Annotated in this window: 23 protein-coding genes and 1 tRNA gene; 11 read left to right on the top strand and 13 right to left on the bottom strand. The window is 66.8% G+C overall.

Annotated features, from left to right (window positions below; all coding sequences use genetic code 11):
• The first annotated feature begins 12 nt into the window (after nt 1-12).
• Entirely contained in the window at nt 13-1,389 is a 1,377-nt protein-coding gene (locus BN3906_RS01880) for a MazG nucleotide pyrophosphohydrolase domain-containing protein (protein ID WP_066583429.1), read from the top strand.
• Here the strand turns inward: BN3906_RS01880 and BN3906_RS01875 are convergent.
• From BN3906_RS01875 to BN3906_RS01860, 4 genes are all read right to left on the bottom strand, one after another.
• Nucleotides 1,310-2,182 (bottom strand): metal ABC transporter permease, encoded by an 873-nt coding sequence (locus tag BN3906_RS01875; RefSeq protein ID WP_066583426.1) that lies wholly within the window; start codon nt 2,180-2,182, stop codon nt 1,310-1,312. The genes BN3906_RS01880 and BN3906_RS01875 overlap by 80 nt on opposite strands.
• A gap of 1 nt (nt 2,183) precedes the next feature.
• Complete coding sequence (locus BN3906_RS01870; protein ID WP_066583423.1) at nt 2,184-2,897, bottom strand: metal ABC transporter ATP-binding protein; 714 nt, start codon at nt 2,895-2,897, stop codon at nt 2,184-2,186.
• Nucleotides 2,894-3,802, bottom strand: a complete 909-nt coding sequence (locus BN3906_RS01865) for a metal ABC transporter substrate-binding protein (protein ID WP_066583421.1) — start codon at nt 3,800-3,802, stop codon at nt 2,894-2,896. Before BN3906_RS01865 ends, BN3906_RS01870 begins: the two co-directional genes overlap by 4 nt.
• A gap of 129 nt (nt 3,803-3,931) precedes the next feature.
• A complete protein-coding gene (locus tag BN3906_RS01860; protein ID WP_066583418.1) occupies nt 3,932-5,245 on the bottom strand; it encodes an ISL3 family transposase in 1,314 nt (437 codons plus the stop codon).
• A gap of 143 nt (nt 5,246-5,388) precedes the next feature.
• Between BN3906_RS01860 and BN3906_RS01855 the strand changes: the two genes are divergently transcribed.
• The 9 genes from BN3906_RS01855 to BN3906_RS01815 all read left to right on the top strand — a co-directional run bounded on the left by BN3906_RS01855 (nt 5,389) and on the right by BN3906_RS01815 (nt 12,637).
• Complete coding sequence (locus BN3906_RS01855; RefSeq protein ID WP_066583413.1) at nt 5,389-6,087, top strand: metal-dependent transcriptional regulator; 699 nt, start codon at nt 5,389-5,391, stop codon at nt 6,085-6,087.
• Nucleotides 6,084-6,752, top strand: a complete 669-nt coding sequence (locus BN3906_RS01850; RefSeq protein ID WP_066583410.1) for a lysozyme family protein — start codon at nt 6,084-6,086, stop codon at nt 6,750-6,752. Before BN3906_RS01855 ends, BN3906_RS01850 begins: the two co-directional genes overlap by 4 nt.
• A gap of 98 nt (nt 6,753-6,850) precedes the next feature.
• Nucleotides 6,851-8,134 (top strand): phosphopyruvate hydratase, encoded by a 1,284-nt coding sequence (eno, locus tag BN3906_RS01845; RefSeq protein WP_066583407.1) that lies wholly within the window; start codon nt 6,851-6,853, stop codon nt 8,132-8,134.
• 27 nt (nt 8,135-8,161) lie between these two features.
• Nucleotides 8,162-8,755 carry a septum formation initiator family protein gene (locus tag BN3906_RS01840; protein ID WP_066583405.1) on the top strand — a complete coding sequence of 198 codons (594 nt, stop codon included), beginning with the start codon at nt 8,162-8,164 and terminating at the stop codon, nt 8,753-8,755.
• A 47-nt stretch (nt 8,756-8,802) separates the two neighbouring features.
• On the top strand, nt 8,803-9,360 hold the full coding sequence (locus BN3906_RS01835; RefSeq protein WP_066583403.1) for a DUF501 domain-containing protein: 558 nt from the start codon (nt 8,803-8,805) through the stop codon (nt 9,358-9,360).
• Nucleotides 9,357-10,319, top strand: a complete 963-nt coding sequence (locus BN3906_RS01830) for a Ppx/GppA phosphatase family protein (RefSeq protein ID WP_066583396.1) — start codon at nt 9,357-9,359, stop codon at nt 10,317-10,319. The genes BN3906_RS01835 and BN3906_RS01830 overlap by 4 nt, the downstream gene beginning before the upstream one ends.
• 30 nt (nt 10,320-10,349) lie before the next feature.
• Nucleotides 10,350-10,423: transfer RNA gene (locus BN3906_RS01825), tRNA-Leu, on the top strand.
• 40 nt (nt 10,424-10,463) lie between these two features.
• Nucleotides 10,464-11,831: an MFS transporter gene (locus BN3906_RS01820; RefSeq protein ID WP_066583394.1), complete on the top strand. Its 1,368-nt coding sequence runs from the start codon at nt 10,464-10,466 to the stop codon at nt 11,829-11,831.
• A gap of 53 nt (nt 11,832-11,884) precedes the next feature.
• On the top strand, nt 11,885-12,637 hold the full coding sequence (locus tag BN3906_RS01815) for a sulfite exporter TauE/SafE family protein (RefSeq protein WP_390620326.1): 753 nt from the start codon (nt 11,885-11,887) through the stop codon (nt 12,635-12,637).
• Between the two features lie 14 nt (nt 12,638-12,651).
• Here the strand turns inward: BN3906_RS01815 and BN3906_RS01810 are convergent, their stop codons facing one another.
• The 4 genes from BN3906_RS01810 to BN3906_RS01795 all read right to left on the bottom strand — a co-directional run bounded on the left by BN3906_RS01810 (nt 12,652) and on the right by BN3906_RS01795 (nt 16,158).
• Nucleotides 12,652-13,497 carry an SCO1664 family protein gene (locus tag BN3906_RS01810; RefSeq protein ID WP_261796803.1) on the bottom strand — a complete coding sequence of 282 codons (846 nt, stop codon included), beginning with the start codon at nt 13,495-13,497 and terminating at the stop codon, nt 12,652-12,654.
• Nucleotides 13,478-14,047, bottom strand: coding sequence for a DUF3090 domain-containing protein (locus BN3906_RS01805; protein WP_066583386.1), 570 nt, complete (start codon nt 14,045-14,047; stop codon nt 13,478-13,480). The genes BN3906_RS01810 and BN3906_RS01805 overlap by 20 nt, the downstream gene beginning before the upstream one ends.
• A gap of 10 nt (nt 14,048-14,057) precedes the next feature.
• Nucleotides 14,058-14,732 (bottom strand): MSMEG_4193 family putative phosphomutase, encoded by a 675-nt coding sequence (locus BN3906_RS01800; RefSeq protein ID WP_066583384.1) that lies wholly within the window; start codon nt 14,730-14,732, stop codon nt 14,058-14,060.
• A 97-nt stretch (nt 14,733-14,829) separates the two neighbouring features.
• Nucleotides 14,830-16,158, bottom strand: a complete 1,329-nt coding sequence (locus BN3906_RS01795) for an MFS transporter (RefSeq protein ID WP_261796802.1) — start codon at nt 16,156-16,158, stop codon at nt 14,830-14,832.
• Between the two features lie 194 nt (nt 16,159-16,352).
• On the opposite strand from BN3906_RS01795, the gene BN3906_RS01790 reads away from it, so the two are divergent.
• Nucleotides 16,353-16,862, top strand: coding sequence for a DUF4442 domain-containing protein (locus BN3906_RS01790; RefSeq protein ID WP_066583377.1), 510 nt, complete (start codon nt 16,353-16,355; stop codon nt 16,860-16,862).
• A gap of 5 nt (nt 16,863-16,867) precedes the next feature.
• On the opposite strand, the gene BN3906_RS01785 is transcribed toward BN3906_RS01790, so the two are convergent.
• The 5 genes from BN3906_RS01785 to BN3906_RS01765 all read right to left on the bottom strand — a co-directional run bounded on the left by BN3906_RS01785 (nt 16,868) and on the right by BN3906_RS01765 (nt 21,608).
• Nucleotides 16,868-18,055 (bottom strand): hydroxymethylglutaryl-CoA synthase, encoded by a 1,188-nt coding sequence (locus BN3906_RS01785; protein ID WP_066583375.1) that lies wholly within the window; start codon nt 18,053-18,055, stop codon nt 16,868-16,870.
• A 106-nt stretch (nt 18,056-18,161) separates the two neighbouring features.
• Nucleotides 18,162-19,214 (bottom strand): hydroxymethylglutaryl-coenzyme A reductase family protein, encoded by a 1,053-nt coding sequence (locus BN3906_RS01780; protein WP_066583373.1) that lies wholly within the window; start codon nt 19,212-19,214, stop codon nt 18,162-18,164.
• A gap of 43 nt (nt 19,215-19,257) precedes the next feature.
• The gene (locus tag BN3906_RS01775) at nt 19,258-19,866 is read right to left on the bottom strand and encodes a methylated-DNA--[protein]-cysteine S-methyltransferase (RefSeq protein WP_078057197.1); all 609 of its coding nucleotides are present in this window, start codon (nt 19,864-19,866) and stop codon (nt 19,258-19,260) included.
• A 281-nt stretch (nt 19,867-20,147) separates the two neighbouring features.
• Complete coding sequence (locus BN3906_RS01770; protein WP_066583369.1) at nt 20,148-20,717, bottom strand: NADPH-dependent FMN reductase; 570 nt, start codon at nt 20,715-20,717, stop codon at nt 20,148-20,150.
• 210 nt (nt 20,718-20,927) lie between these two features.
• Nucleotides 20,928-21,608, bottom strand: coding sequence for a metal-dependent transcriptional regulator (locus tag BN3906_RS01765; RefSeq protein WP_066583363.1), 681 nt, complete (start codon nt 21,606-21,608; stop codon nt 20,928-20,930).
• Between the last annotated feature and the right edge of the window lie 102 nt (nt 21,609-21,710).

The raw sequence follows: 21,710 nt of genomic DNA, 5'->3' as shown, positions 1-21,710 counted from the left end.
AGACTTACCTCCATGTCAGTCGTACTCCTGGATCCACGGTTTCCCGCGATGCTCCCCGTCGAGGCCGTCCCGCTGCTCGGTGGGGACGTGGCCTACACCGAGGAGGTACCGGTGAGGGTCCGGTGGGTGATCGCCGACCTCGGTGGCCACACCGTCGACGAGTCTGATGTCCTGGTGACCACGGATCCCGACAACAGCGCCGTCCTCGCCCGGTTGAAACGGGGTGACGACCTGGTACGGTCCCCGAGCCTCCTGGTCGAGTTCTCCCCTGACCGTGAGCTGGAGGCTCCCGGGGCGACGGCGTCCCTGCCGGGTGTGCGGGACAGTCCCGGGCAGGTGCAGGCGGAGTCCGGTCCGGAGTACACGGTGTCCGGTGGCGGGTACGTCGACGGTGAGGTGGTCGGTTCCGATGAGCACACTGTCGCGGTGGCGGGGATGCGCCGCACCACCCGCACCGAGGTTCCCGGTTCGGTCATGGACGAGATCGAGGACGCCGTGGCCCTGATGACCCGTGCCCTGCGGCAGGGCGAATGGGAGCAGTCACAGACCCACCACAGTCTCCTGGCCTACCTCCGGGAGGAGACCGAGGAACTCGCCGAGGTCGTGGAGAGTGCGGACGCCTCCCACGAGGAGGACATCGACCAGCAGGAGCTGTGCACGGAACTGTCCGACATCCTGCTGCAGGTGCTCTTCCACGCGGAGATCGCGAACCGTCGCGGATCCTTCGACATCGGTCACGTCGCCGGGGCTTTCGTGGCGAAGATGCGTAACCGTGCCCCGTACCTGTTCGAGGAGGCGGAGCGGCCGGTCTCCGCGGAGGAGCAGGACCGGCTGTGGGCCGAGGGGCGTGCCAGGGAGGGCAAGGAACCGTACAAGGAGGCCCCGGGCGCCCACGGCAGGGCGTCCTCGTCCGGCCAGGTCGACAGTGCCGACAGTGGCGTCAGTGCCGACAGTGCCCTCAGTGTTGACAGTGCCGACAGTGGGGTGGAGGGGGAGCAGGTGGAGACCGCAGCCCCGGATCCGGGTCAGGGGCCAGGCCGTCTGTCCGACGGCGAGGGCGGTGACGGGGTGACCGACAGTCAGGCCGGCGACGAGGCTTACCCGGTGGCGGAGACTTTTCCGGCGGTGGCGCCGGCTCCGGCCGGTGTCCGTGCCGCGGCGTCCCCGTTGGCGGCTGCGGAGGAGATCATCTCGGTCGCGCGGGCCGCGGGGCTGAAGGACGTGGAGATTCCCACATCCATCCGTTATCCGATGGTGGGCCTGGAGAGTGACGCCCCGGGGGACGCCGAGAACCGGCTGATGGCTGAGGTCAACGCGTTCCGTCGAGTGCTGGAACAGCGGCTGTCAGCGCCCGGGCGGCCCGCCGACGTTGAAGCAGGGGAGCGGTGACCAGCCCTTCCCGGGGCGCGAACAGGTACACCAGCATGAACACGCCCGCCTGGAAGAGAATGATCGTTCCACCGGCGGAGACGTCGAAGTGGTAGCTCAGCCAGATTCCCGCCACTGAGCTGACCCAGGCGACCAGCGGCGATATCACGAGCATCCGGCTGATCCTCCGGGTCAGCAGGTACGCGGTGGCTCCGGGGGTGATGAGGAGGGCGACGACGAGGATGACGCCGACGGCCTGCATGGATGCGACGACCACGAGTGCGAGGCAGATCATGACGGCCCACCGGATCCGCCCGGTGTGCAGTCCGACGGCGCGCGCGTGGGCGGGGTCGAATGCCCAGGCGGTGATGTCGCGGCGCAGCGTGACCATGACGGCGAAGGCGACGACCCCGAAGATGATGACCTGGACCAGGGCGTCCTGCGAGATGCCGAGGAGGTTACCGAAGAGGATCTCCTGGAGGTTGGTGCCGGCCGGAGTGACGGATATGAGGACAAGGCCGAGAGCAAACAGTGCGGTGAACACGACTCCGATGGCGGTGTCGCCCTTGAGGGTGGTTTTCTCGCGGACGGTTCCGACCAGGCTCACCGCGAGCAGGGCCGCGATGAGTGCTCCGACGGCGAAGGGCCAGCCGAGGATGTAGGAGATGACGACGCCGGGGAGGACAGCGTGGGAGACGGCGTCGCCCATGAGGGACCAGCCGATCAGGACGAGCCAGCACGACAGCACCCCGGCGATGACCGCAGTGACCGTGGATGCGAGCAGTGCCCGCTGGATGAATTCGTAGGTGAGCATCTCAGGCCGCCATTCCGAAGGTCTTGAGCAGATTGTCGGTGGTCATGACGTCGGCGGGGGAGCCGTGCGCGACAACACTGCCGCGCAGCATGGTCACGGTGTCGCACAGGTGCTCCACCGATGCGAGGTCGTGGGTGGATATGAGGATGCAGGCGCCGTCGGCGGCGAGTTCGTGGAGGAGGCGGACAATGGTGTCCTGGCTGACCGCGTCCACTCCGGCGAAAGGTTCGTCGAGCAGGAGGGTCCTGGCCTGTTGGGCGAGCCCCCGGGCAACGAAGGCCCGCTTCTTCTGACCGCCGGAGAGTTGTCCGATCTGCCGGTCCGCCAGGTCGGTCAGGTCGGTGCGCTCCAGTGCCCCGGTGACCGCGTCCCGGTCAGCTGCGGAGGGGTGGCGCAGCATTCCCATGTGGCCGTAACGTCCCGTCATGACCACTTCGTGCACACTGAGGGGGAAGTTCCAGTCGACATGCTCCGACTGGGGTACGTAGGCGACCCGCCGTTCGCGGCGGTCGCTGAGCACCACGGTTCCGGAGGTCGGTGAGGTCTCTCCCATCAGGGTGTTGAACAGGGTGGATTTTCCTGAACCGTTGGTGCCGATGAGGCCGTGGACCTTGCCGTGGTCGAGGCTGAGGTTCACGTTGTCGAGAGCGTGGACGGTGCCGTAGTGCACCGACAGGCCGGAGACGGAGATCGCACAGGTGGTCTCACCGGTCACTGCCGACCACCCCGGCTGAGACCGGAGATGATGGTCTCCGTGTCGTACCTGATCAGGTCGAGGTAGGTCGGGGCGTCGCCGCCTTCCTCGGTGAGGGAGTCCACGTAGAGTGTTCCGCCGTCGGCGGCGCCGGTCTCGCGGATCAGCTGTTCCTTGGGGCCGGGTTCCACGGTGGACTCACAGAAGACGGCGGGGACGTCGTTGTCCTTGACGAAGGTCGCGGCGTCACGGATCTGGGTGGGGGTGATCTCCTGGTCGGAGTTCACCGGCCAGATGTAGCTCTCCGACATCCCCGCCTCGCGGGTGAGATAACTGAAAGCGCCCTCGCAGGTCTGAAGGGCACGCTGGTTGGCGGGCAGCCGTGACAGACCGTCCTGCATGGTCCGGTCGACCTCGTCGAGCTGGTCCTTGTAAGAGGACGCGTTGGTGCGGAAGGTGTCGGCGTCACCGGGGAAACGCTCGGTGAGGGCCGTGGTGATGTTGTCGACGTACACCTTGGCGAGCGCCGGGCTCATCCAGGCGTGGGGGTTGGGGTCGTCGGTGCCCTCGATGTTGACGGGCGTGATTCCGTCGGTGGCGGTGACGCGGGTCGCGTCGGAGTCCGCCACCAGCTTGTCGAGCCATTTCTCCAGTCCGAAGCCGTTGGCTATCACCAGGTCTGCCTCGGCTGCCGCCCGGATGTCCCCCGGAGTCGGGTCATAGCCGTGGACCTCCGCGCCGGGCCGGGTCAGGGAGGTGACGGTGACGGCGTCCCCGGCGACGGCACGGGTCATGTCCGCGAGAATCGTGAACGTGGCCAGTACATCGGTGGAGTCTTCGGAACCGGAACCGCAGGCGGTGAGGCCGGCGACGACGGAGGCGGAAAGGCCGAGGCCCGCAAGGGCACGTCGGAGGGGCAGTGACATTAATTCATCCTTCTGACTTCGGAAGTTCGGTGAGCGGAACTTTAATATACAGTACGTTCCGCTTCCTGGACGACGGCAGGATCACACAGAGAAACAGGGCAGGGCTCGGGTAAACTGGCTCTTCTCGATTTAGAGTGCGTTGATCCGGTCCTGCAGCTGGCCGGAGTGGATCAGCGACCGCAAGATGTAGTGGTCGAGGTTCCTGAACCCTAGGGCGATGCCGCGTAGATGCTCCAGCCTGCCGTTGATGGCCTCGACCGGACCGTTGGATGCGCCGATATCGAAGTACGCCAGGATGTCGTGCCGTCGGCGCCACAGGGTCCGGCCGAGTTGCGCCAGCTCCTCCAGCCCCGTCGGTAGGCCCTTGCGCAGGGTGCCGATCACCCTGCCCATCAACTTCTTGCCCCGCGCTCTGTCCGGCTGACCATAGGCACTGACCAGGTCCTGGTAGAACTCCCAGGTCACCTGCAACGCGACGTAGTCATCGTCGGTGTCCCACAGCCGATCCAGGCGCTGGCGCTGCCGGTCGGTGAGGAAATCGGTCCTGGTCAGCAGCGCCCGGCGGTGCTTGTACAGCGGATCGTCTTTCTGCCCCCGACGTCCGGTGGTTTCTCGCTGCAGGCGTTGCCGACACCCGCTGAGCTTCTCTGCAGCCAGGTGGACGACGTGGAACGGGTCCATGACTTTGCGCGCCGCAGGGAGAGAGTGGTCGACGGCGGTGGCGTAGCCGGTGAACCCGTCCATCGTCACGACCTGCACCCCGGCCCGGAAGTCCGGGTCCCGCTCACCCAGCCAGGTTTTCAGGACGTCTGCGGACCGCCCCGGGCGCATGTCGATCAGACGTGCCGGGCCTGCCCCGTCGGTCAGCGGGGTCAGGTCCACCAGCACGGTGACCATCGAAGACGGCTCGCCGGGTCGGCGGGTGTGTTTCCAGACGTGCTCATCGACGCCGAGGACCCGGACCCCAGCCAGGTGGGAGGGGTCAGCGTAGACCATGCTCCGGGCCGCGGTGACGGCGACGGTATTGACCAACTCCCAGCCGATTCCGAGAGCCTTCGCCGTGGCGGCCACGCTCATACGGTCGATGGCGAGGCGTTGGAGGATCCAGCGGGTCACCCGGTGGGTGAGTTTCGCCCCGTCGTCAGCGCAGGCCAGTGAGGTCTGGAAGATCTTCCTGCTGCAGGTGGGGTTGGTGCATGTGAAGCGGGGTACCCGGACGTTCAGGCGGGTGGGGAACCCCACGACCGGTAGGTCGACGAGTCGACGTCGGATGTGGTCCCGCTTCACCCCAGACATCGCGCAGTCCGGGCAGGTGTCGGCTACGTCCACCGGCTCGGCGTTGATGATGGTGAGGGTGCCGGCGTCGGCGGCATCGGTGATCGTCAGACCGAGTTCTGCGGTGCGGCAGATGGTGTCGGCGACGAGGTTGCCAGTAGGGTGCACGGTAGGGTCCTGGTTCGGTCAGATGGAAGCTTCGCAACTCTCATCTTGTACCGGCCAGGGCCTCTGTATGTTGTACCACCCCGCGTCCCGCCCTTCAGCTATCTACGCACTCCGAACCGCGAAGAGCCGGTAAACTGCCCGCCATGCATGTCTCCGAACTCCCCGACCGGTCCCAGGACTACCTGAAGAAGATCTACGATCTTCAGGAGTGGGGCCGCGCCGGAACCGGAAACTACGGTGGAGCCACCCTGTCGACCCTGGCCGCTGAACTGGGACAACGCAGATCCACGGCATCCGAGGCGGTCAAACGTCTCGTCGCTGAGGGGCTGGTGGTGCACGCGCCCTACGGCGACATCACCCTGTCGGAGGAGGGGCGTCGCCTCGCACTGCAGATGGTCCGGCGCCACCGGCTCATCGAGACCTATCTCCAGCGGGAGCTCGGCTACGCCCGTGACGAGGTCCATAACGAGGCAGAGGTGCTCGAACACGCGGTCTCGGACTTGTTCATAACCCGCATTGACGCGGCGATGGGCCACCCCGACCGCGACCCGCACGGCGACCCGATCCCCGATCCCGAGGGCAGGGTGGAGGAGTCCGCCACGGTCCCGCTCTCCGGTGCGCAGGTGGGTGACCGCCTGTACGTCGACAGGGTCAGTGACCGTGACGGGGCCCTGCTGCGCTACCTGGAGGACCACGGCGTCCTCCCCGGGGCGGTGATTGAGGTGGGGGAGCGGCCGTACCCGGACATGGCCACGGTCCGTGTCCTCACCGCGGGAGGCGCGGCAGAGGTCCAGTTGTCCCGCGCGTCCCTGGACGCCGTGCTGTGCAGGGAGGCGGAGTGAACAGAGCGGCAGGAGTACTGTTCGCACTGCTGCTCGTCGTGGTTGTCGGCGGTGTCGTGGTCGGGGCGCGCAGCACCCCGGCACCGGAGCGTTCCGCCGTTCCGGAGTCCGTACCCCCCGCTGCCGCGGCACCCCTGGACCCGGATGATCCTGCGGCAGTGTCCGACACCGCGGACAGACTGGGCATCCCTGAAGAATTCCTGCTCGCGTACCTCACCGGGGCAGCCAGGGCGGTCGAGGAGCACCCGGGCTGCAATCTCCGGTGGAACACCCTCGCAGGACTGGGGTACAACGAGAGCCACCACGGAACCTACGGTGTCGTCGACGGTGCCATCATCGGTCCCCGGCTCGACGGTACGGGCGGTTTCATGCGCATCCCTGACACGGACAGAGGAAGGCTCGACGGCGACCGGCACTTCGACCGGGCGGTCGGACCGCTGCAGTTCCTCCCGGACTCCTGGCGCATGTTCGGCGACGGCGGTGACCCCCAGAACATCCGGGATGCGGCAGTTGCCGCAGGTAGACTACTGTGCTCGGGGGACCGGGACCTCGACACCCCCGAAGGGTGGAGTGAGGCGGTTTACGCCTACAACCGGTCGGAGGAGTACCTGACAGGGGTCCGGGACGCCGCGGCGAACTACGCGGTGGGACAGGCCCCTGCCTAGCCCCTGCCCGGTCCCTGGCATGACACCCGGGTGGCTGTGGAACAATGGTTCCCGAACTATCTCCCGCTCCTTCATCCAGCCGAGGAGGCTGACCACACATGGCAGAAATCATGCAGATCAACGCCCGCGAGATCCTTGACTCCCGTGGCAACCCGACCGTCGAGGTCGAGGTCTTCCTCGAGGACGGCAGCATCGGACGCGCCGATGTCCCCTCCGGGGCCTCGACAGGAGTCCACGAGGCACATGAACTGCGCGACGGCGGCGAACGCTACCAGGGTAAAGGGGTCCGGAAGGCCGTCGACTTCGTCAACGGTGAAATCGACGAGGCCCTCGCCGGCTTCGAAGCTGACGACCAGCGGCTCATCGACACCCGGCTCATCGAACTCGACGGGACCGACAACAAGTCCCGCCTGGGCGCCAACGCCATCCTCGGCGTGTCCCTCGCTGTCGCCAAGGCCGCCGCAGAGTCAGCTGACCTGCACCTGTTCCGCTACGTGGGCGGGCCGAACGCGCACGTGCTCCCCGTGCCGATGATGAACATCCTCAACGGAGGCGCCCACGCGGACTCCGGGGTCGACGTCCAGGAGTTCATGATCGCCCCGATCGGCGCGTCCTCGTTCTCTGAGGCCCTGCGTACCGGCGCGGAGGTCTACCACTCCCTCAAGAAGGTCATCAAGGGCAAGGGACTGTCCACCGGACTGGGTGACGAGGGTGGATTCGCACCCTCCGTCGGGTCGACCAGGGAAGCCCTCGATCTCATCGACGAAGCCGTCACCGCCGCCGGGTACTCACTCGGCAAGGATGTGGCGCTCGCCCTCGACGTCGCAGCCTCGGAGTTCTACTCTGACGGGGTCTACCACTTCGAGGGCGGCGAGCACACCGCCGCGGAGATGGCGAAGGTCTACAGGGAGCTCGTCGACGAGTACGCACTGGTCTCCATCGAGGACCCGCTGCACGAGGACGACTGGGACGGGTGGGCCAGCCTCACCGCGGAGATCGGTGACCGCGTGCAGCTCGTCGGCGACGACCTCTTCGTCACCAACCCCGCACGCCTCCGGGAGGGCATCGACCGTCATGTGGCCAACGCCCTGCTGGTCAAGGTCAACCAGATAGGCACCCTTTCCGAGACCCTCGACGCGGTCTCCCTTGCACACAACAACGGGTACCGGACGATGATGTCCCACCGGTCGGGGGAGACCGAGGACACCACCATCGCCGACCTTGCCGTCGCCCTCAACTGCGGTCAGATCAAGACCGGCGCCCCGGCCCGGTCCGAGCGCGTGGCCAAGTACAACCAGCTGCTGCGGATCGAGAGCTACCTGGAGGGGGCAGCCACCTACGCCGGGGCGTCCGCCTTCCCGCGGTTCGCGGCGGGGAAGTAGTCCGGGGACAGGCTAGTATTCCGGGGTATGGAAGAAACCCCGGACCGGTCAGACCACCTGCCCGCCCCGAAGTCCACTGAGGAGCGGACCCGTCGGGTACGGGCGGCGAAGGACGCCCCGCGTAAGGTCGCACGGTCGTTCGTCCAGCTGAAAAGCTCGGTGAACCCGGTGGTTGTCGCTGTCTCGGTCCTCGTCCTGGCGGCGGTTGTCGTGTCAGTTGCCACCCCGCTGCGCAACTTCTTCGAACAGCGGGCGGCGATCGCGGAGGTCAATGCCACGATCGAGAGTCAGGAAGCCGAGAAGCAGGCGTTGACCGAGGAGATCGCCAGGTACGGCAGCGAGGCCTATGTCAGGGAGCAGGCGCGTACCCGTCTCGGTCTTGTCGAGCCAGGGGAGACCGCATACCGTCTCATGGACCCTGACATCAGTTCCGGGGCGGACTACGTCCCGGGTGAGGTCGAAGAAACCCCTGAACCGGAGAAGCCGTGGTACAGCCGCCTGTGGGGCGCTGTCGCCACTCCGCCGGAGCCGGCCGCGGGGGGCGGGGAGGATTCCACCCCGCCGCCGTCAGGTGAATCCCCCAACCTGCCCGTCGACCCCGGTGCGGATCCGCAGCAGTGACAGTCTGACAGTGACAGTCCGAGTATGAACCGAGAGAAGAGCAGCAGATGAGCGTGTCCGACAAGGACCTCGAGACCATGTCCCGGCAGCTGGGCCGGGAACCCCGCGGAGCCCTCGAGGTCTCCTACCGGACCCCTGACGGCCAGCCCGCCGTGGTGAAGACCGCTCCGAGACTCCCCGACGGAACCCCGTTCCCCACCCTCTACTACCTCACGGATCCGCGTCTGACCGCCGAAGCCTCACGACTGGAGGTCGCGGGGGTGATGCGCACCATGCAGGACAGGTTGGGAAGGGACACTGCGTTGGCGGCAGACTACCTCGCCGCCCACGAGCACTACCTCGCCGAACGCAATGCCATCGAGGACCTGGGGACCGGTTTCTCCGGAGGAGGAATGCCGGACAGGGTGAAGTGCCTGCACGTGCTCATCGCCTATGCGCTGGCGGAGGGGCCTGACCGGTTCCGTCTCGGCACGGAGGCGGTGGCACTGGCCGCGGCGAACAACCCGAAATTGTCGGGGACGGCGATACCCCGGGACTGGCCCACCCCGGAGGACCTGGGTACCTCCGTTGCAGAGGCCTTCGACGAGGAAGGTGCACTGAGGTGAGCGCATTCGCCGCCGTCGACTGCGGAACAAATTCGATACGCCTGCTCATCTCGGACGTCGGAACTGACGGCACCCTCACCGAGCTGGACCGGGAGAACATCATTGTCCGCCTGGGGCAGGGGGTCGACGCCACCGGTCGGTTCGCGGACGAGGCACTTCAGAGAGTGGACGCCGCGCTCGCGCACTACACCGACAGGATGGTCGAGGCCGGCGTCACCGACGTGATCATGGGCGCCACCTCAGCGACCAGGGACGCCGGCAACCGTGGGCAGTTCTTCGACATGACCGCACGGCATCTCGGCCGAATCCGCCCCGGTGCCCGGGCAGAGGTCATCTCCGGGGTCCGGGAGGCGGAACTGTCCTTCGCGGGGGCGGTACTGGACCTCGACAGGGGCGGAATCTCCGGACGCGACAGCGGCGTCCTCGTCATGGATCTGGGCGGAGGCTCCACAGAGTTCGTCGTGGACGCCGGGAGCGGGGGAGTCTGTTCGACCCGCATGGGCTGTGTGAGACTGACCGAGAGGTTCCTCCACTCTGATCCACCGACCGCCCAGGAGATCGGGGAGGCGGGCCGGTACGTCGCCGACCAGCTGGTGCAGGCGTCCGCCGACGTGGACTTCACCCGGGTCACCCGGGTGGTCGGCGTCGCCGGAACAATGACCACACTGGCCGCGCTGCACCTGGGGCTGGAGTCCTACGACCCAGACCGTACCCACATGGCGGTCATCCCCCTGGAGGGCCTGAGAGCGACCGCACGCCGTGTGCTGGCGGACTCCGTCGCAGCGCGCAACACCAGCCCCGTGGTCGACCCCGGCAGGGCGGACGTGATCGGTGGCGGCTGCGTCATCGTCGACGCTGTGGCCACCAGGTTCCTGGAACAGGGGATCAGGACGATCACCGTCAGCGAGAAGGACATCCTGGACGGACTGCTCGCAGAGGTCGTGGAACGTAACAGGTAGACTTCAGCCGTCGGAAACTCCGACGGCTGCGCCCCCTTAGCCCAACTGGCAGAGGCAGCCGACTTAAAATCGGCACAGTGTCGGTTCGAATCCGACAGGGGGCACCGCACCGACCCGAGACAACTGAGGCAATACAGTGGTCGGATGAGCTCCTCTCCTTCAGACATCGGATTCGGTCCGCGGTTCGCGGTTCCCGTTCTCCTGGGCCCGGCCCTCAATCCGGTGAACACGACGATGATCGCGGTCGCCCTGGTTCCGATCTCTCAGGCGACGGGGACCCCGGCGTCTCTGGCGATCTGGCTGGTCGCGGGGCTGTATGTCGTCAGTGCTGTCGCACAGCCGGCCATGGGGCGCATCGCCGACCTCTTCGGACCGAAGAAGGTCTACGCCGCCGGTCTCGTCCTGGTGATGGTGGGGGGACTGGTGCCGGCGGTGTGGGAGAGCTTCGCCGGTGCCCTGCTGGCCCGGGTGATCATCGGACTGGGGACCTCCACCGCGTATCCGGCGGCGATGGCCCTGATCAGTGATCAGGCACGTCGACTCGGACGGTCGACTCCCCGGGGTATTCTCACCGGACTGTCGGTGTCGAGTCTGGCGACCACCGCAGTCGGACCGGTTGCGGGTGGACTGCTTGTCCACCATTTCGGATGGCAGTGGATCTTCCTGGTCAATACTCCGGCAGCGGCGGTGATCCTGCTGCTGGTCCTGGTGTGGCTGCCCTCCGACAGTTCACGGGAGTCCGGTGCCCGTGTCTCTCCCGATCTGCCGGGTATGGCGGTCTTCACCGTGATGCTCGTCTCCGCACTGGTTTTCGTCCTCGACCTTGACGCCGGCCTGTACTGGCTCATCCCTGTCTCAGTTCTCGCCCTGGTGCTTTTCGTCACATGGGAACTGCGGACCACCGCCCCGTTCATCGACCTGAGGATGCTGGTGCACAACGGTGCACTGACCCGGACCTACCTCAGGTTGTTCCTCACGTACACGGGCATGTACCTCATGGTCTACGGATTCACACAGTGGCTCCAGGACGCGGCGGGCTATTCCGCCGACCATGCGGGTCTCATCCAGTTGTCGACCACGGCCATGGCGGTGATCTGTTCGGTCCTGGCGTCCGCCGCCCCGTCGGTGAGGTTGCCCCTCACCGCCGCCGCAGCGGCGCTCATCCCGGGCGGCCTGCTCATGCTCGGTGCCGACACGTCCAGTTCTCTGGCCTATCTGGTGGTGCTCGTCGGAGTGTTCGGGGTCACGCAGGGTTTCGCTTCGGTGTGCAACCAGGAGGTGATCTACAGTGCTGCGCCGAAGGGACAGACCGGGTCGGCGTCGGGGCTGTCGCGCACCGCGATCATGGTCGGGGCGATTGTCGCCTCGAGCATCATCGGACCGGTGTTCGGGCAGTCGGCCACGGACGCCGGGATGCATGTGCTGGCGTGGACGGTCCTTGTGCTCGGATGTCTGTCTCTCGCGCTCACGGTGACCGATCCGGCGTTGAAGGTGGTCAGGTCCCGGCGGTGACCGGACCCGCCGGCAGGGAACTGTGATCCGCAGGCATATTGTGGACCCCTGTGATGATGATCGCCTGTGTCCTTCTTGCCGCTGTCCTTGTCGGTGCCGCTCTCCAACGGATCACCGGGATGGGCCTCGGTCTGGTCGCCGGCCCCGTACTGTCGGTCGTCCTCGGCCCCGCGGCAGGGGTGACGGTGGTCAACGGCCTGTCCGTGGTCAACGGTGCCAACAATGCGTGGTCCGTGCGGTCGCGGACGGACTGGAGGAGGTTCCGGTTCCTCGCCGGCGGGCTCCTGATCGGTTCGGTGCCGGCGGCGTTCGTGGTCTCGGCGATCGACGGTCCGTGGCTCCTGGTGACGGTGGGGTCACTGGTGATGGTCGCCCTCGCGGCGACGACGGTCCGTCCGGAACGCTGGCATGTCAGTGAGCACGCCCGGCTGCCGATGATCGTCGCCGGTGCGGCCGGTGGCTTCATGAGCACTGTGGTGGGCATCGCGGCACCGGCGTTCACCGTCTACTCCCGGGTGACCAGGTGGGACTACCGTGATTTCGTCGCCACCCTGCACCCGGTGATCTTCGTCGCCAACTCGGTGTCCTTCATTCTGAAGATGGTCTTCTTCGGCGGGGTGGATGTCGGAGGACTGCCGGCGTGGATATGGATCGTCGCCCTGGTGGCGATATTCGTGGGGGCGTGGTTCGGCGACCGTCTCAACGACAGGATGTCGAGTACGGGGATGCGCCGGCTCGCCACGTTCCTCGCATTCGTCGGTGCTGCGACTCTGCTGGTGGAGGGTATTGTCCAGCTCGCGGGGTGAGAGGGGAGCCGGCCTCAGAACACCGGCCAGGGCACCGCGGGCATTGTCCCGGAGGGGCCGGGGAACACCGGATTGTCCAGCAGCCGGTCGCACCGGGTACGAAGTGCCCGGATCTCGGCGTCGGTGAGGTGTTCTGTCAGAGCTGCGCCGAGGTCCGAGTCGAGGCCTGACCGCACGGCCGCCACTCCCGCCGTCTCACTGTCGGTGAGCCTCCGGCCGATCCAGCCCCACAGCACGGTGCGCAGCCGGGGGGCAGTGTGGAAAGTCAGACCGTGGTCCACACCGAACCGGTGACCGCCGGTGACCGGGAGGACATGTGCTCCCTTGCGGTCGGCGTTGTTGACGATGATGTCGAAGACGGCGGTGCGCCGCAGCGGGGTGGTGTCCTCGTGGACCACGCTGACCTCGTTGTCTTCCTCGTCGACGCCGTCGAGGATGTGGAGCCACCCGTCCGGGACCTGTCCGGAGGGCACCAGGTCCACGGGGTGCTGTCCGGGGTCGGTGTCCTGCCAGAGCTGCAGCATTCCGGTGCCGAAGGGGCCTTCGCCGAGCCAGGTCCGTGGGACGATGTTCCAGCCTGTCGCCTCGGAGACGAGGTAGGCGGCCACTTCACGGTGGGCGAGAGTGTGGTCGGGGAAGTCCCACAGCGGTTTCTCCCCGAGGACCGGCTTGTACACCACTGCCGTCCCTGTCCCTGTGGCGTCCAGGTCCGGGTCACCAGGGGGTCGGGCACCGGGGGAGTCCGGCCTGTGGCCGCTGCCGGGGTCGCTGACGGGTCCGCTGAAGCGCCCGCGGAAGGTTGCGTTGGAGGCGTCGGTGAGGCGTCCCTCCAGGATCAGGTCACCTGTCGGAGAGGTCACAGACGTGGGTCTCCGGGTCATCCATCGGTTCGTGGCAGATCGGGCACTCGGGACGCCCTGCCCTGACCACCGCGAAAGTCCTGTCGACGAAAGCTCTGGCGGCTCCGACGGGGATACGCACGACAAGCAGCTGTTCAGGTTCGATGTCGCTGAGCGACCCGATGTCCCGGAGGTCGTCAAGGTCCTCGACCTCGACCTCGGGCGCGGGGGCGGCCTCGATGACCACCTGTGAGGTTCCGGGGTCCCAGCCGAGGGTGAGGACGCCGACCCTGAACTCCTCGTCGAGCGGGAGGTCGAGCGGGTCATCGTCGACGAGCAGGTCCGGGGTCTCGTCCGGGACGCTGACGGGGTTGCCCTCCAGTTGCCGGAGTTTGGCGAGCAGTTCGCTGACCCCTTCCGCCAGGGCCGCCGACTGCTGCTTTTCCAGGGCCACGCTGACGGTCCGGTCCCGGTCCCTGGCCTGCAGGTAGAACGTGCGGTCACCGGGCAGCCCGACGGTGCCGACGACGAAGCGGTCCGGCCAGTCGAATCCGTGTGTGATGGTGGACATGTCTCCCAGCCTAGTGCCCGGCGCCGCCGCCCACCCGGGTGGCGGTCGAGGAATCCCCGGACAACCAGGACAGGTCGCCGGCGGTGGTGTTCACACACAGAACCTGCGGGGTGGAGCGGGTGTAGCGGATGACGGTGACGGACGCGGGGTCGACATGGACGCGCTGGAAGTTGTCGAAGGGCATGCCGTAGGCGTCCGCGATGACGGCCTTGATGATGTCTCCGTGACTGACCACCGCCCATACGGCACTGTCGCCGGACTCCTCTTCGACTGCCGCATGGTGCCGCGCCACCGCGTCGACGGCCCGGGCCCTCATGTCGATCATGGACTCTCCGCCGGGGAATGCGGCGGCGGAGGGGCGGGAGGTCACGACCTTCCAGAGGTCCTCCTCCGCCAGTTCCCGGAGAGTCCGGTTCTGCCAGGTTCCGTAGTCGCATTCTGTCAGGGCACTGTCGGTGGTCAGCGGGGTGTCCCGGTTCTCCAGGATCGCCTCGGCTGTCTGACGGGTGCGCTCCAGCGGGCTGGACACGACCCGTGCCAGCGGTACCTGTTCGAGACGGTGCGCGGTGTCGCGGACCTGCCTGCGGCCGATGTCGTCGAGGAGGACGCCGGGGGTGCGACCCGCGAGAACTCCGGCGGTGTTCGCGGTACTGCGTCCGTGGCGGACGAGGACGAGGGTTGACATGTCCCGAGGATAGGTCAGGATGTGCCGGCTCTGCCCGGCCTGCCGGGGGCGCTGGTTCCGGTGGCCCCGGGAACCTTGTCGGGGCAGGTGGTGCCGGTCACGTGACCGGCAGGAGCTCACTGTCGGAGTTGACCTCGGACAGGGGCCGGTCGGCCTGGTCACGGAAAAGGAACAGCATCGGGACTCCTGCCACCAGGATCACGCCGACTGCATACCAGGCCGGGGCGTAGACAGAGCCGGTGACGTCCATCAGCCAGGTGGCGACGAACGGTGACAGGCCACCGAAGAGGACGGTGGCGGTGTTGTACCCGACGGCCATACCGGAGAACCGTCCCACGGCTGTGAACTGTTCGGGGACCGCCGAGGCGGCTACTGCGCTCCAGCCGGCCGCAGGAACCGCCAGGAATGCTGCTCCGAGAAGAGCGGTTGTCCCGGCGTCCCCGCTGAGCATCATGTAGGCGGGCAGGGTGGTGACGAGGATGACCACCGCGAGGACGGCGAAGAGGGGCCTGCGGCCGAACCTGTCCGAGGCCGCCCCGATGAACGGGGTCACAATGATCGCGGCGACGGCGGCGACCGTCCCCAGCCACAGGGAGGTGGAGCCGGTGATCTCGGTCGTCTGCCCGAGGTAGGTCGGGACGTTCGTGATGTTGAGGAAGTAGGCCGCCGACCCGACGGCGGAGACCAGGAAGGAGACGAGGACGGCCCGGGGGTGGTGACGCAGCACCGTGATCAGCGGGGACGTGCCGGTGTCGGCAGGGGAGTCACGGACGCGGGTGAACGTCTCCGTCTCGTCCATGAACCTGCGCAGCGGGACCATGGCTGCGGCGAGGAGCGCTCCGACGAGGAAGAGGATCCGCCACCCCCAGGTGTCCATGTCTTCAGTGGTCAGCAGCCGACTCAACAGGTAGCTTCCACCGACGGCGAGCAGTGAGCCGACCTCCGAGTTCGCGGCCGCCCAGCTTGCGGCCAGCCCCCGCCGGCCGTCTCTGGCGGACTCCACGAGATAGACCATGATCCCCGTGTACTCCGCCCCCACCGCGAAACCTGCGAGACAGCGCAGGACCAGCACCCCGACCCCTCCCCAGATGCCGACGGTGTCTGATCCGGGCATGACGGCGATGCCCAGCAGCGCCACCGCCATGAGTGACGCCGAGACGACCAGGGAAGACCTGCGCCCGATACGGTCTCCGAGATGGCCGAAGACCATCGCCCCCACCGGACGGAAGACGAATCCTGCGGCTCCCAGCGCCAGGGTGAGCAGCAGGGCACTGTCGTCACCGTCGAAGAATGTCGCTGCGAGACTCGCGGAGACGTAGAAGAAGATGGAGAAGTCGTACCATTCCACGACTGTGCCGAAGGCGGCGACGACCATGGAACGACGACGGCTGTCGGGTGTGGGACCCGGTGTCGGGGGTGTGGTCACGGTCCGGGGCTCCTCCCGGTCGGCAGAGGGGTTGTGGCGACAGTACCCCTTTCACCCCTGTCCCCGGACGTGCCGTGAGAGATTCACGGATGCCGGGTGGGGGCCTGTGCCGAGTGGAGGCTGTGGACGCCGTGGAACTCCGCAGTCTCGCCGAAGTGCCGCGCCGGCCGTCCCCGGTCAAATATTCTTGTTCCATGCTGAAACCTTCCCCGCGCCAGCTGAAGTTCCTGCTGGGCCTGTTCCCGCCCTACGTCGGTTCCGGGATCCGTCTCAGGCACATAGCCCCGGACGGTTCGCGGGTGGTGACGACGCACCGTCCGCGGAGGATCAACGCGAATCTGGTGGGTACGGCGTTCGGGGGAACCGTCCAGACCATGACGGACGGCTTCTACCTGTACATGGGTCTGGTCCGGCTCGGCGCCAGCTACAACGTGTGGGACGTCGAGTCCCACGTGACCTTTCTCAAACCCGGGCGGGGGACGATCACCGCGGACATGCGTACCGATGACGCCACCTTCGAGCTCATCCGTGAGAAGACCGCGGACGGGTCGAAGTACCTCCACTGGTTCACCACCGACATCACCGACGTGGACGGTGACGTGGTCGCCACCGTGCGCAGCCGCGTGTACTTCAGGCTGAAGCAGAGGTACCGGACGGGCACTTCCCCGTCCCGACCTGACAGCTGTGGGCAGGGTTCCGGGTGATGTGCTCAGCAGGTTTCATAGCGGCGGGCCCGGCCTGTGACCCCGGCGAAACGGAACGGTCCGGAGGTGACGCGGGGAGTGACCTGGTCTTCGCTGGTGCCGTGGGGTGCCGTGTGCAGTGAACGGTAGGTGGGGATGTCGACCGGTTCGCGGGCATCCAGCAGATTCTCGGAGCGGTGCGGGTTTCGCCGTTCAAGGTAACCGGGTTTCACGATGCCGGTGAGGAACTCGGAGACACATCCCGACCCGTAGCTGAAGATGCCGATGCGGCGTCCTTCCAGCCCGGGGTCGTAGTCGAGCAGGGACACCAGTGCCGAGTACACGGACGCGGTGTAGCTGTTGCCCAGCCTGCGGTTGTACCGGGAGCTGGTCTCCAGACCCGTGTCGCGCCCGTCGGGCTCGTCCCCGGGATTCAGGGCGGTGCTGATCTGTCCGCCGGTGATCTCCCGGAGCCGCTGCTGGGCTTTCTTCGCCATCTTCGTGTACGGCTGGTGGTACAGGATACGGTCGATGTCCTCGACGGATGGTCCGCCGTGGGCCTGCAGGTCGTTCCAGGCGTCCGTGAGGGCGTCAAGGTAGGCGCCCACCGACAGGTGACCGTCGACGACGGCGGTGGTGGAGTCATTGGGACGCCAGAAGTCGTCCACGTCGGTGGTGGAGATGCCGGACGCGGGTTCGATCTCCAGGACGGCGGGATCGGCGGAGACCAGGAAGGCGACCGCTCCGGCCCCCTGGGTGGGCTCACCCGGGGAGTCGAGCTCGTAGCGGGCATTGTCACTGGTGATCACCAGTACCCGCTCCTGCGGCGAGCGGGCGACGATGCCCACCGCTGCCTGCAGTGCGGCGGTGCCGCCGTAACAGGCCTGCTTCATCTCGACGACACGGATGTTCGACGGCAGTCCGAGCAGGTCGAGCACCGCCACTCCGGCGGCCTTGGACTGGTCGACACCGCTTTCGGTGGCGAAGAGGAGCGTGCGCAGCCCCTCGGTTCCGTTGCGTTCCAGCAGGGGCTTCGCCGCAGCGGCGCCCATGGTGACGATGTCCTCGTCCGGGGCGAGGACGCTCATCTGGGACTGGCCCAGGCCGAGGATGTACTTCCCCGGGGCGACACCGGTGGACTCCGCCAGTTCTGCCAGATCGACGACGTGGTGGCCGGTCGCCATCTCCAGGTCGTGGATGCCGATTGCAGTCATTGATTCCTCGTCTCTCTCGGTGGGCTCTCGGTGAGCTTTTTCTCGGTGAAGTTCTTTCTACCCGGCGCGGCAGGGCAGGCGCGAATGCTCCGGGCGGTGCGGGGTGTCAACGTTCCATGCGCAGGTGGGTCGACATCAGTTCACCGGGATTGGTCTGGGCGGCGAGCAGGGACAGTTCCCCGCACAGCACGGTGGCGGCGATGAGGGAGGCGAGACGCCGTGAGTTCGCCCCGACCTCCCGGTCCTCCCGGCACCCCAGCCGCTCCAGCGCCGCCGTGACATCCGGAAGATGTTTGCCGCTGCCGACAGTTCCGACGATGAGGTTGGGCAGGGTGCAGGAGAAGTAGAGCCCCTCCGGCCGGGTTTCTGCGTAGGTGACGCCCTGCGACCCTTCGACAATGTTCGCGGCGTCCTGCCCGGTCGCCAGGTAGAAGCCGAGGAGCATGTTCGCGTAGTGCGCGTTCGCGGAGCGGAGTGCCCCGGCGATGGTGGATCCGACCAGGTCCTTGCGGACGACCAGGTCGGTCAGGGAGGACGCCGTGGTCCGCAACCGTCTCTCCACGACCTCGTGGGGCAGCAGGATGTCGGCGACGACATTCCTGCCACGTCCGAGAATGCCGTTGACGGCCGTGGCCTTCTTGTCACTGCAGTAGTTTCCCGACACTGATCCGTAGGACAGGCCGAGGTCCCAGGACAGGATGCGTTCCATGAGGGCGTCGGCGGCCTTGGTGACCATGTTGTGTCCGGAGGCGTCCCCGGGGTTGAGTTCGAACCGGACGAAGAGCAGGTTACCGACGACCTCGTTGTGCAGGTCGACCAGACGACCGTGACTGGTGGTCGTGGAAACCACCTGCTGCAGTTCGGGGAGTCTGTCGGAGACGGTACGTGAGGCGGCGACGGCGACGACGCTGTTGTCCGCGGTGAACAGGACGGAACGGGTCATGCACTCCGAGACCACGGTCGTCCGGATGCCCCCCGGTATCTCGCGGGAGATGCTCGCACCCCGTCCCACGGAAGGCCACAACGGGGTCTCGAAGGTCGCCAGCGGGACCTCGACCTCCTCGTGTCCTGCCTCTGTGGGGAAGGCGTCACCGCTGATGCGCAGCGGACCCACCCACTGGGTGGGGACAGCGGTCGTGGTCGGCTCAGGTCTGTTCAAGGCACGCCTTTCTGCGCCTGACTGTGCAGGGCTGGGATCTACTTCACAGTAGGTTACCTTCCGGCACGACCCGCACGGCGGGGTTCCCCGCCGGGGAGACGACTGAATGTCCCGGCACCTGCGCTGAGCTGTGACTCTCGAGTTCCAGCAGGGCGCTTTTCACGTCCTGTCCTCCCCGGTAGCCGCCGGTGCCGCCGTCACTGCGCACCACTCGGTGGCACGGGACGATGACCGGCAGAGGATTGGTGGCGCACGCCGTCCCCACGGCGCGGACCGCCCCCGGGCTTCCGGCCGCCTCAGCGGTCTCCCGGTAGCTGCGGGTCATGCCGTAGCGGATCTGCAGCAGACTCCGTTGGACTTTCTGACGGAAGGAACCCGACCTGCCTGACCGTGGTGCGGACAGGGTGAAGTCCAGGGGAAGGTCGAACACCTGCCTGGATCCCACGAAGTACTCGTCGAGCCGGGTGGCCGCGACGTCAGTGATGTCACCTGGTGTGGATGGGACCCGGGGGCCGAAGTGGTGTTCCAGGGTGTGCAGGACTGTGTCGAAGTCCTCGAGTTCGAAGGCGACCCGGACCAGTCCTGCCGGCGTGGCGGCGAGCAGCAGTCTTCCGACGGGCGTTTCAACTGTGCGGGAGGAGAATCCGGGCATGCTGTCGGCGGTGGTGGCGTCCGGTCGTCGGGTCACGGGCAATCTCCTGTTCAGTCGTCACCCGGGCCGTATCCGCAGGGCACCCCGTCGGACACGGAGATGTCACGGCCTGTCTCTTATATTAACATTCATGTGGATAATAGAGAGGAACAGGCTGGAGAAGAGGATCGCGCGGGAGAGCGGGAGAGCACACGGCGGCAATCCGGCCGCTGTCAACCTGCCGCGGCGGCCGCATCTGCTGGCGGCGCCTCCGGTCGGTGACCGGCCCGGCCCCGGCTCTCCTACCGCGGGTTGTCCTCGACGAGACGGGCGAACCTCTCGACGTAGTCGCGCAGGAAGGCGACAGTCTTCTCGACGGTGATCTTCCCGGACTCGTCGAACAGGGTCGGGGACTGACCGAGGAACACCTCGGGCTGTCCGGGAAGCGGCATGTCGAAGTAGGACAGGGCCAGCCGCAGGTTCTTCTGGGAACTGTATCCGCCCATACGTCCCACCGAGTGGCTGATGATTCCTGCGGGGAGCTTCTTCCAGGCCACGTCGCTGTTCGGCTTGGAGCCGATGTCGACGGCGTTCTTGAGACAGGCGGGGATCGTACGGTTGTTCTCCGGTGTCACGAACAGGACGCCGTCAGAGGACTTGATCGTGTTCCGGAACTCCACGTACTCCGCGGGAGTCGGCTTGTCGGTGACAGTGGGGTCGTCGTAGTCGAAGTCGTAGAGCGGCAGATCACGGATTTCCACGATGTGGGCGTCAAAGCTGTCGGGGAACAGTCCGATCGCCTCCTCCGCGATCTTCCGGGCGTACGAACCCCGCCGCAGGCTTCCGACGATGACGGAGATGTTTTTGGCCATGATTGGTCGTTCCTCTCTGGATGAATTCTTGTCGGTGCGTTTCAGGGCCGCATCCGGATCCGGCGACCCCTGCAGCGGAGTCTGTCAGTCCCTTGTGGTGCGGCCACGGCACTGCCAGAGAGTATACGTCACTACGAACTTAGCAACTACGTACTGACGAACATTGGTGGGCTGGTGCGGTCCCGTGAGACGTGCGGGAACGGAACCACTTCAGCTGTCGGCGTGCGAGACGTAGATCCTGTCTGTCGCCTGTCCGCCCAGCGACACGGTGCCCGGCAGGTCGTCCACCTGCACCTCGACCGTGTCGGAGAAGGGTGCGGTGTCCCCGACATGCAGAACGGTGCCGACCGTGATCCCCTTCTCCGCGAGAAACTGCAGGAGTGAGGGATCCTCGTCGGAGATTCTCTCTACGGTGAGGGTCTCGCCCGGGGTTGCGCCGGTCAACCTGGCTGCACGGGGAATCTCCACGGTTCCCCTGGTGTCCGGGATCGGGTCCCCGTGGGGGTCGCGGGTGGGGGACCCCAGGTACCGGTCGATCTTGTCGACAAGGAAGTCGGAGACCGCGTGCTCGAGATTCTCTGCCTCGTTGTGGACCTGGTCCCAGGTGCAGTCGAGGACCTCCACGAGAAAAGTCTCGATGAGGCGGTGGCGTCGAACCATCTCCAGGGCATGTGTGCGACCGCAGTCGGTGAGCTCGACCGCGCCGTACGGGTCGTGGGTGAGGAACCCCTGCTCGGTGAGTCTGCGGACGGCGTCGGAGACGGACGACAGTCGGAGTCCGGTCTTTCTGGCGATGAGCGTCGGAGTCACCGGGTCGGTCGACCACTCGGACAGCCCCCAGATCACCTTCAGATAGTCCTGGGTACTCCGTGAAAGATCAGAGACTGACATGGGCCCAGGCTAGTACGGACGAGGGTCGCTGCGCCGGCGGTACGGCCCTGAACGGGCACAGCCCCGTGGAGGTGGTCGCCGGGTTCCCGGGCGTCGGGGAGA

Source organism: Corynebacterium provencense (genome assembly GCA_900049755.1).
Classification (GTDB): domain Bacteria; phylum Actinomycetota; class Actinomycetes; order Mycobacteriales; family Mycobacteriaceae; genus Corynebacterium; species Corynebacterium neomassiliense.
The sequence above is the reverse complement of the archived record's forward strand: the minus strand, read 5'-3'. Positions and strand labels throughout refer to the sequence as shown.

Coding starts and splice junctions, on each gene's coding strand:
- BN3906_RS01880 (WP_066583429.1), top strand. CDS start 13: ATGTCAGTCGTACTCCTGGATCCACGGTTTCCCGCGATGCTCCCCGTC.
- BN3906_RS01875 (WP_066583426.1), bottom strand. CDS start 2,182: ATGCTCACCTACGAATTCATCCAGCGGGCACTGCTCGCATCCACGGTC.
- BN3906_RS01865 (WP_066583421.1), bottom strand. CDS start 3,802: ATGTCACTGCCCCTCCGACGTGCCCTTGCGGGCCTCGGCCTTTCCGCC.
- BN3906_RS01855 (WP_066583413.1), top strand. CDS start 5,389: ATGCATGTCTCCGAACTCCCCGACCGGTCCCAGGACTACCTGAAGAAG.
- eno (WP_066583407.1), top strand. CDS start 6,851: ATGGCAGAAATCATGCAGATCAACGCCCGCGAGATCCTTGACTCCCGT.
- BN3906_RS01840 (WP_066583405.1), top strand. CDS start 8,162: ATGGAAGAAACCCCGGACCGGTCAGACCACCTGCCCGCCCCGAAGTCC.
- BN3906_RS01835 (WP_066583403.1), top strand. CDS start 8,803: ATGAGCGTGTCCGACAAGGACCTCGAGACCATGTCCCGGCAGCTGGGC.
- BN3906_RS01820 (WP_066583394.1), top strand. CDS start 10,464: ATGAGCTCCTCTCCTTCAGACATCGGATTCGGTCCGCGGTTCGCGGTT.
- BN3906_RS01815 (WP_390620326.1), top strand. CDS start 11,885: ATGATGATCGCCTGTGTCCTTCTTGCCGCTGTCCTTGTCGGTGCCGCT.
- BN3906_RS01805 (WP_066583386.1), bottom strand. CDS start 14,047: ATGTCCACCATCACACACGGATTCGACTGGCCGGACCGCTTCGTCGTC.
- BN3906_RS01800 (WP_066583384.1), bottom strand. CDS start 14,732: ATGTCAACCCTCGTCCTCGTCCGCCACGGACGCAGTACCGCGAACACC.
- BN3906_RS01790 (WP_066583377.1), top strand. CDS start 16,353: ATGCTGAAACCTTCCCCGCGCCAGCTGAAGTTCCTGCTGGGCCTGTTC.
- BN3906_RS01785 (WP_066583375.1), bottom strand. CDS start 18,055: ATGACTGCAATCGGCATCCACGACCTGGAGATGGCGACCGGCCACCAC.
- BN3906_RS01775 (WP_078057197.1), bottom strand. CDS start 19,866: ATGCCCGGATTCTCCTCCCGCACAGTTGAAACGCCCGTCGGAAGACTG.
- BN3906_RS01770 (WP_066583369.1), bottom strand. CDS start 20,717: ATGGCCAAAAACATCTCCGTCATCGTCGGAAGCCTGCGGCGGGGTTCG.
- BN3906_RS01765 (WP_066583363.1), bottom strand. CDS start 21,608: ATGTCAGTCTCTGATCTTTCACGGAGTACCCAGGACTATCTGAAGGTG.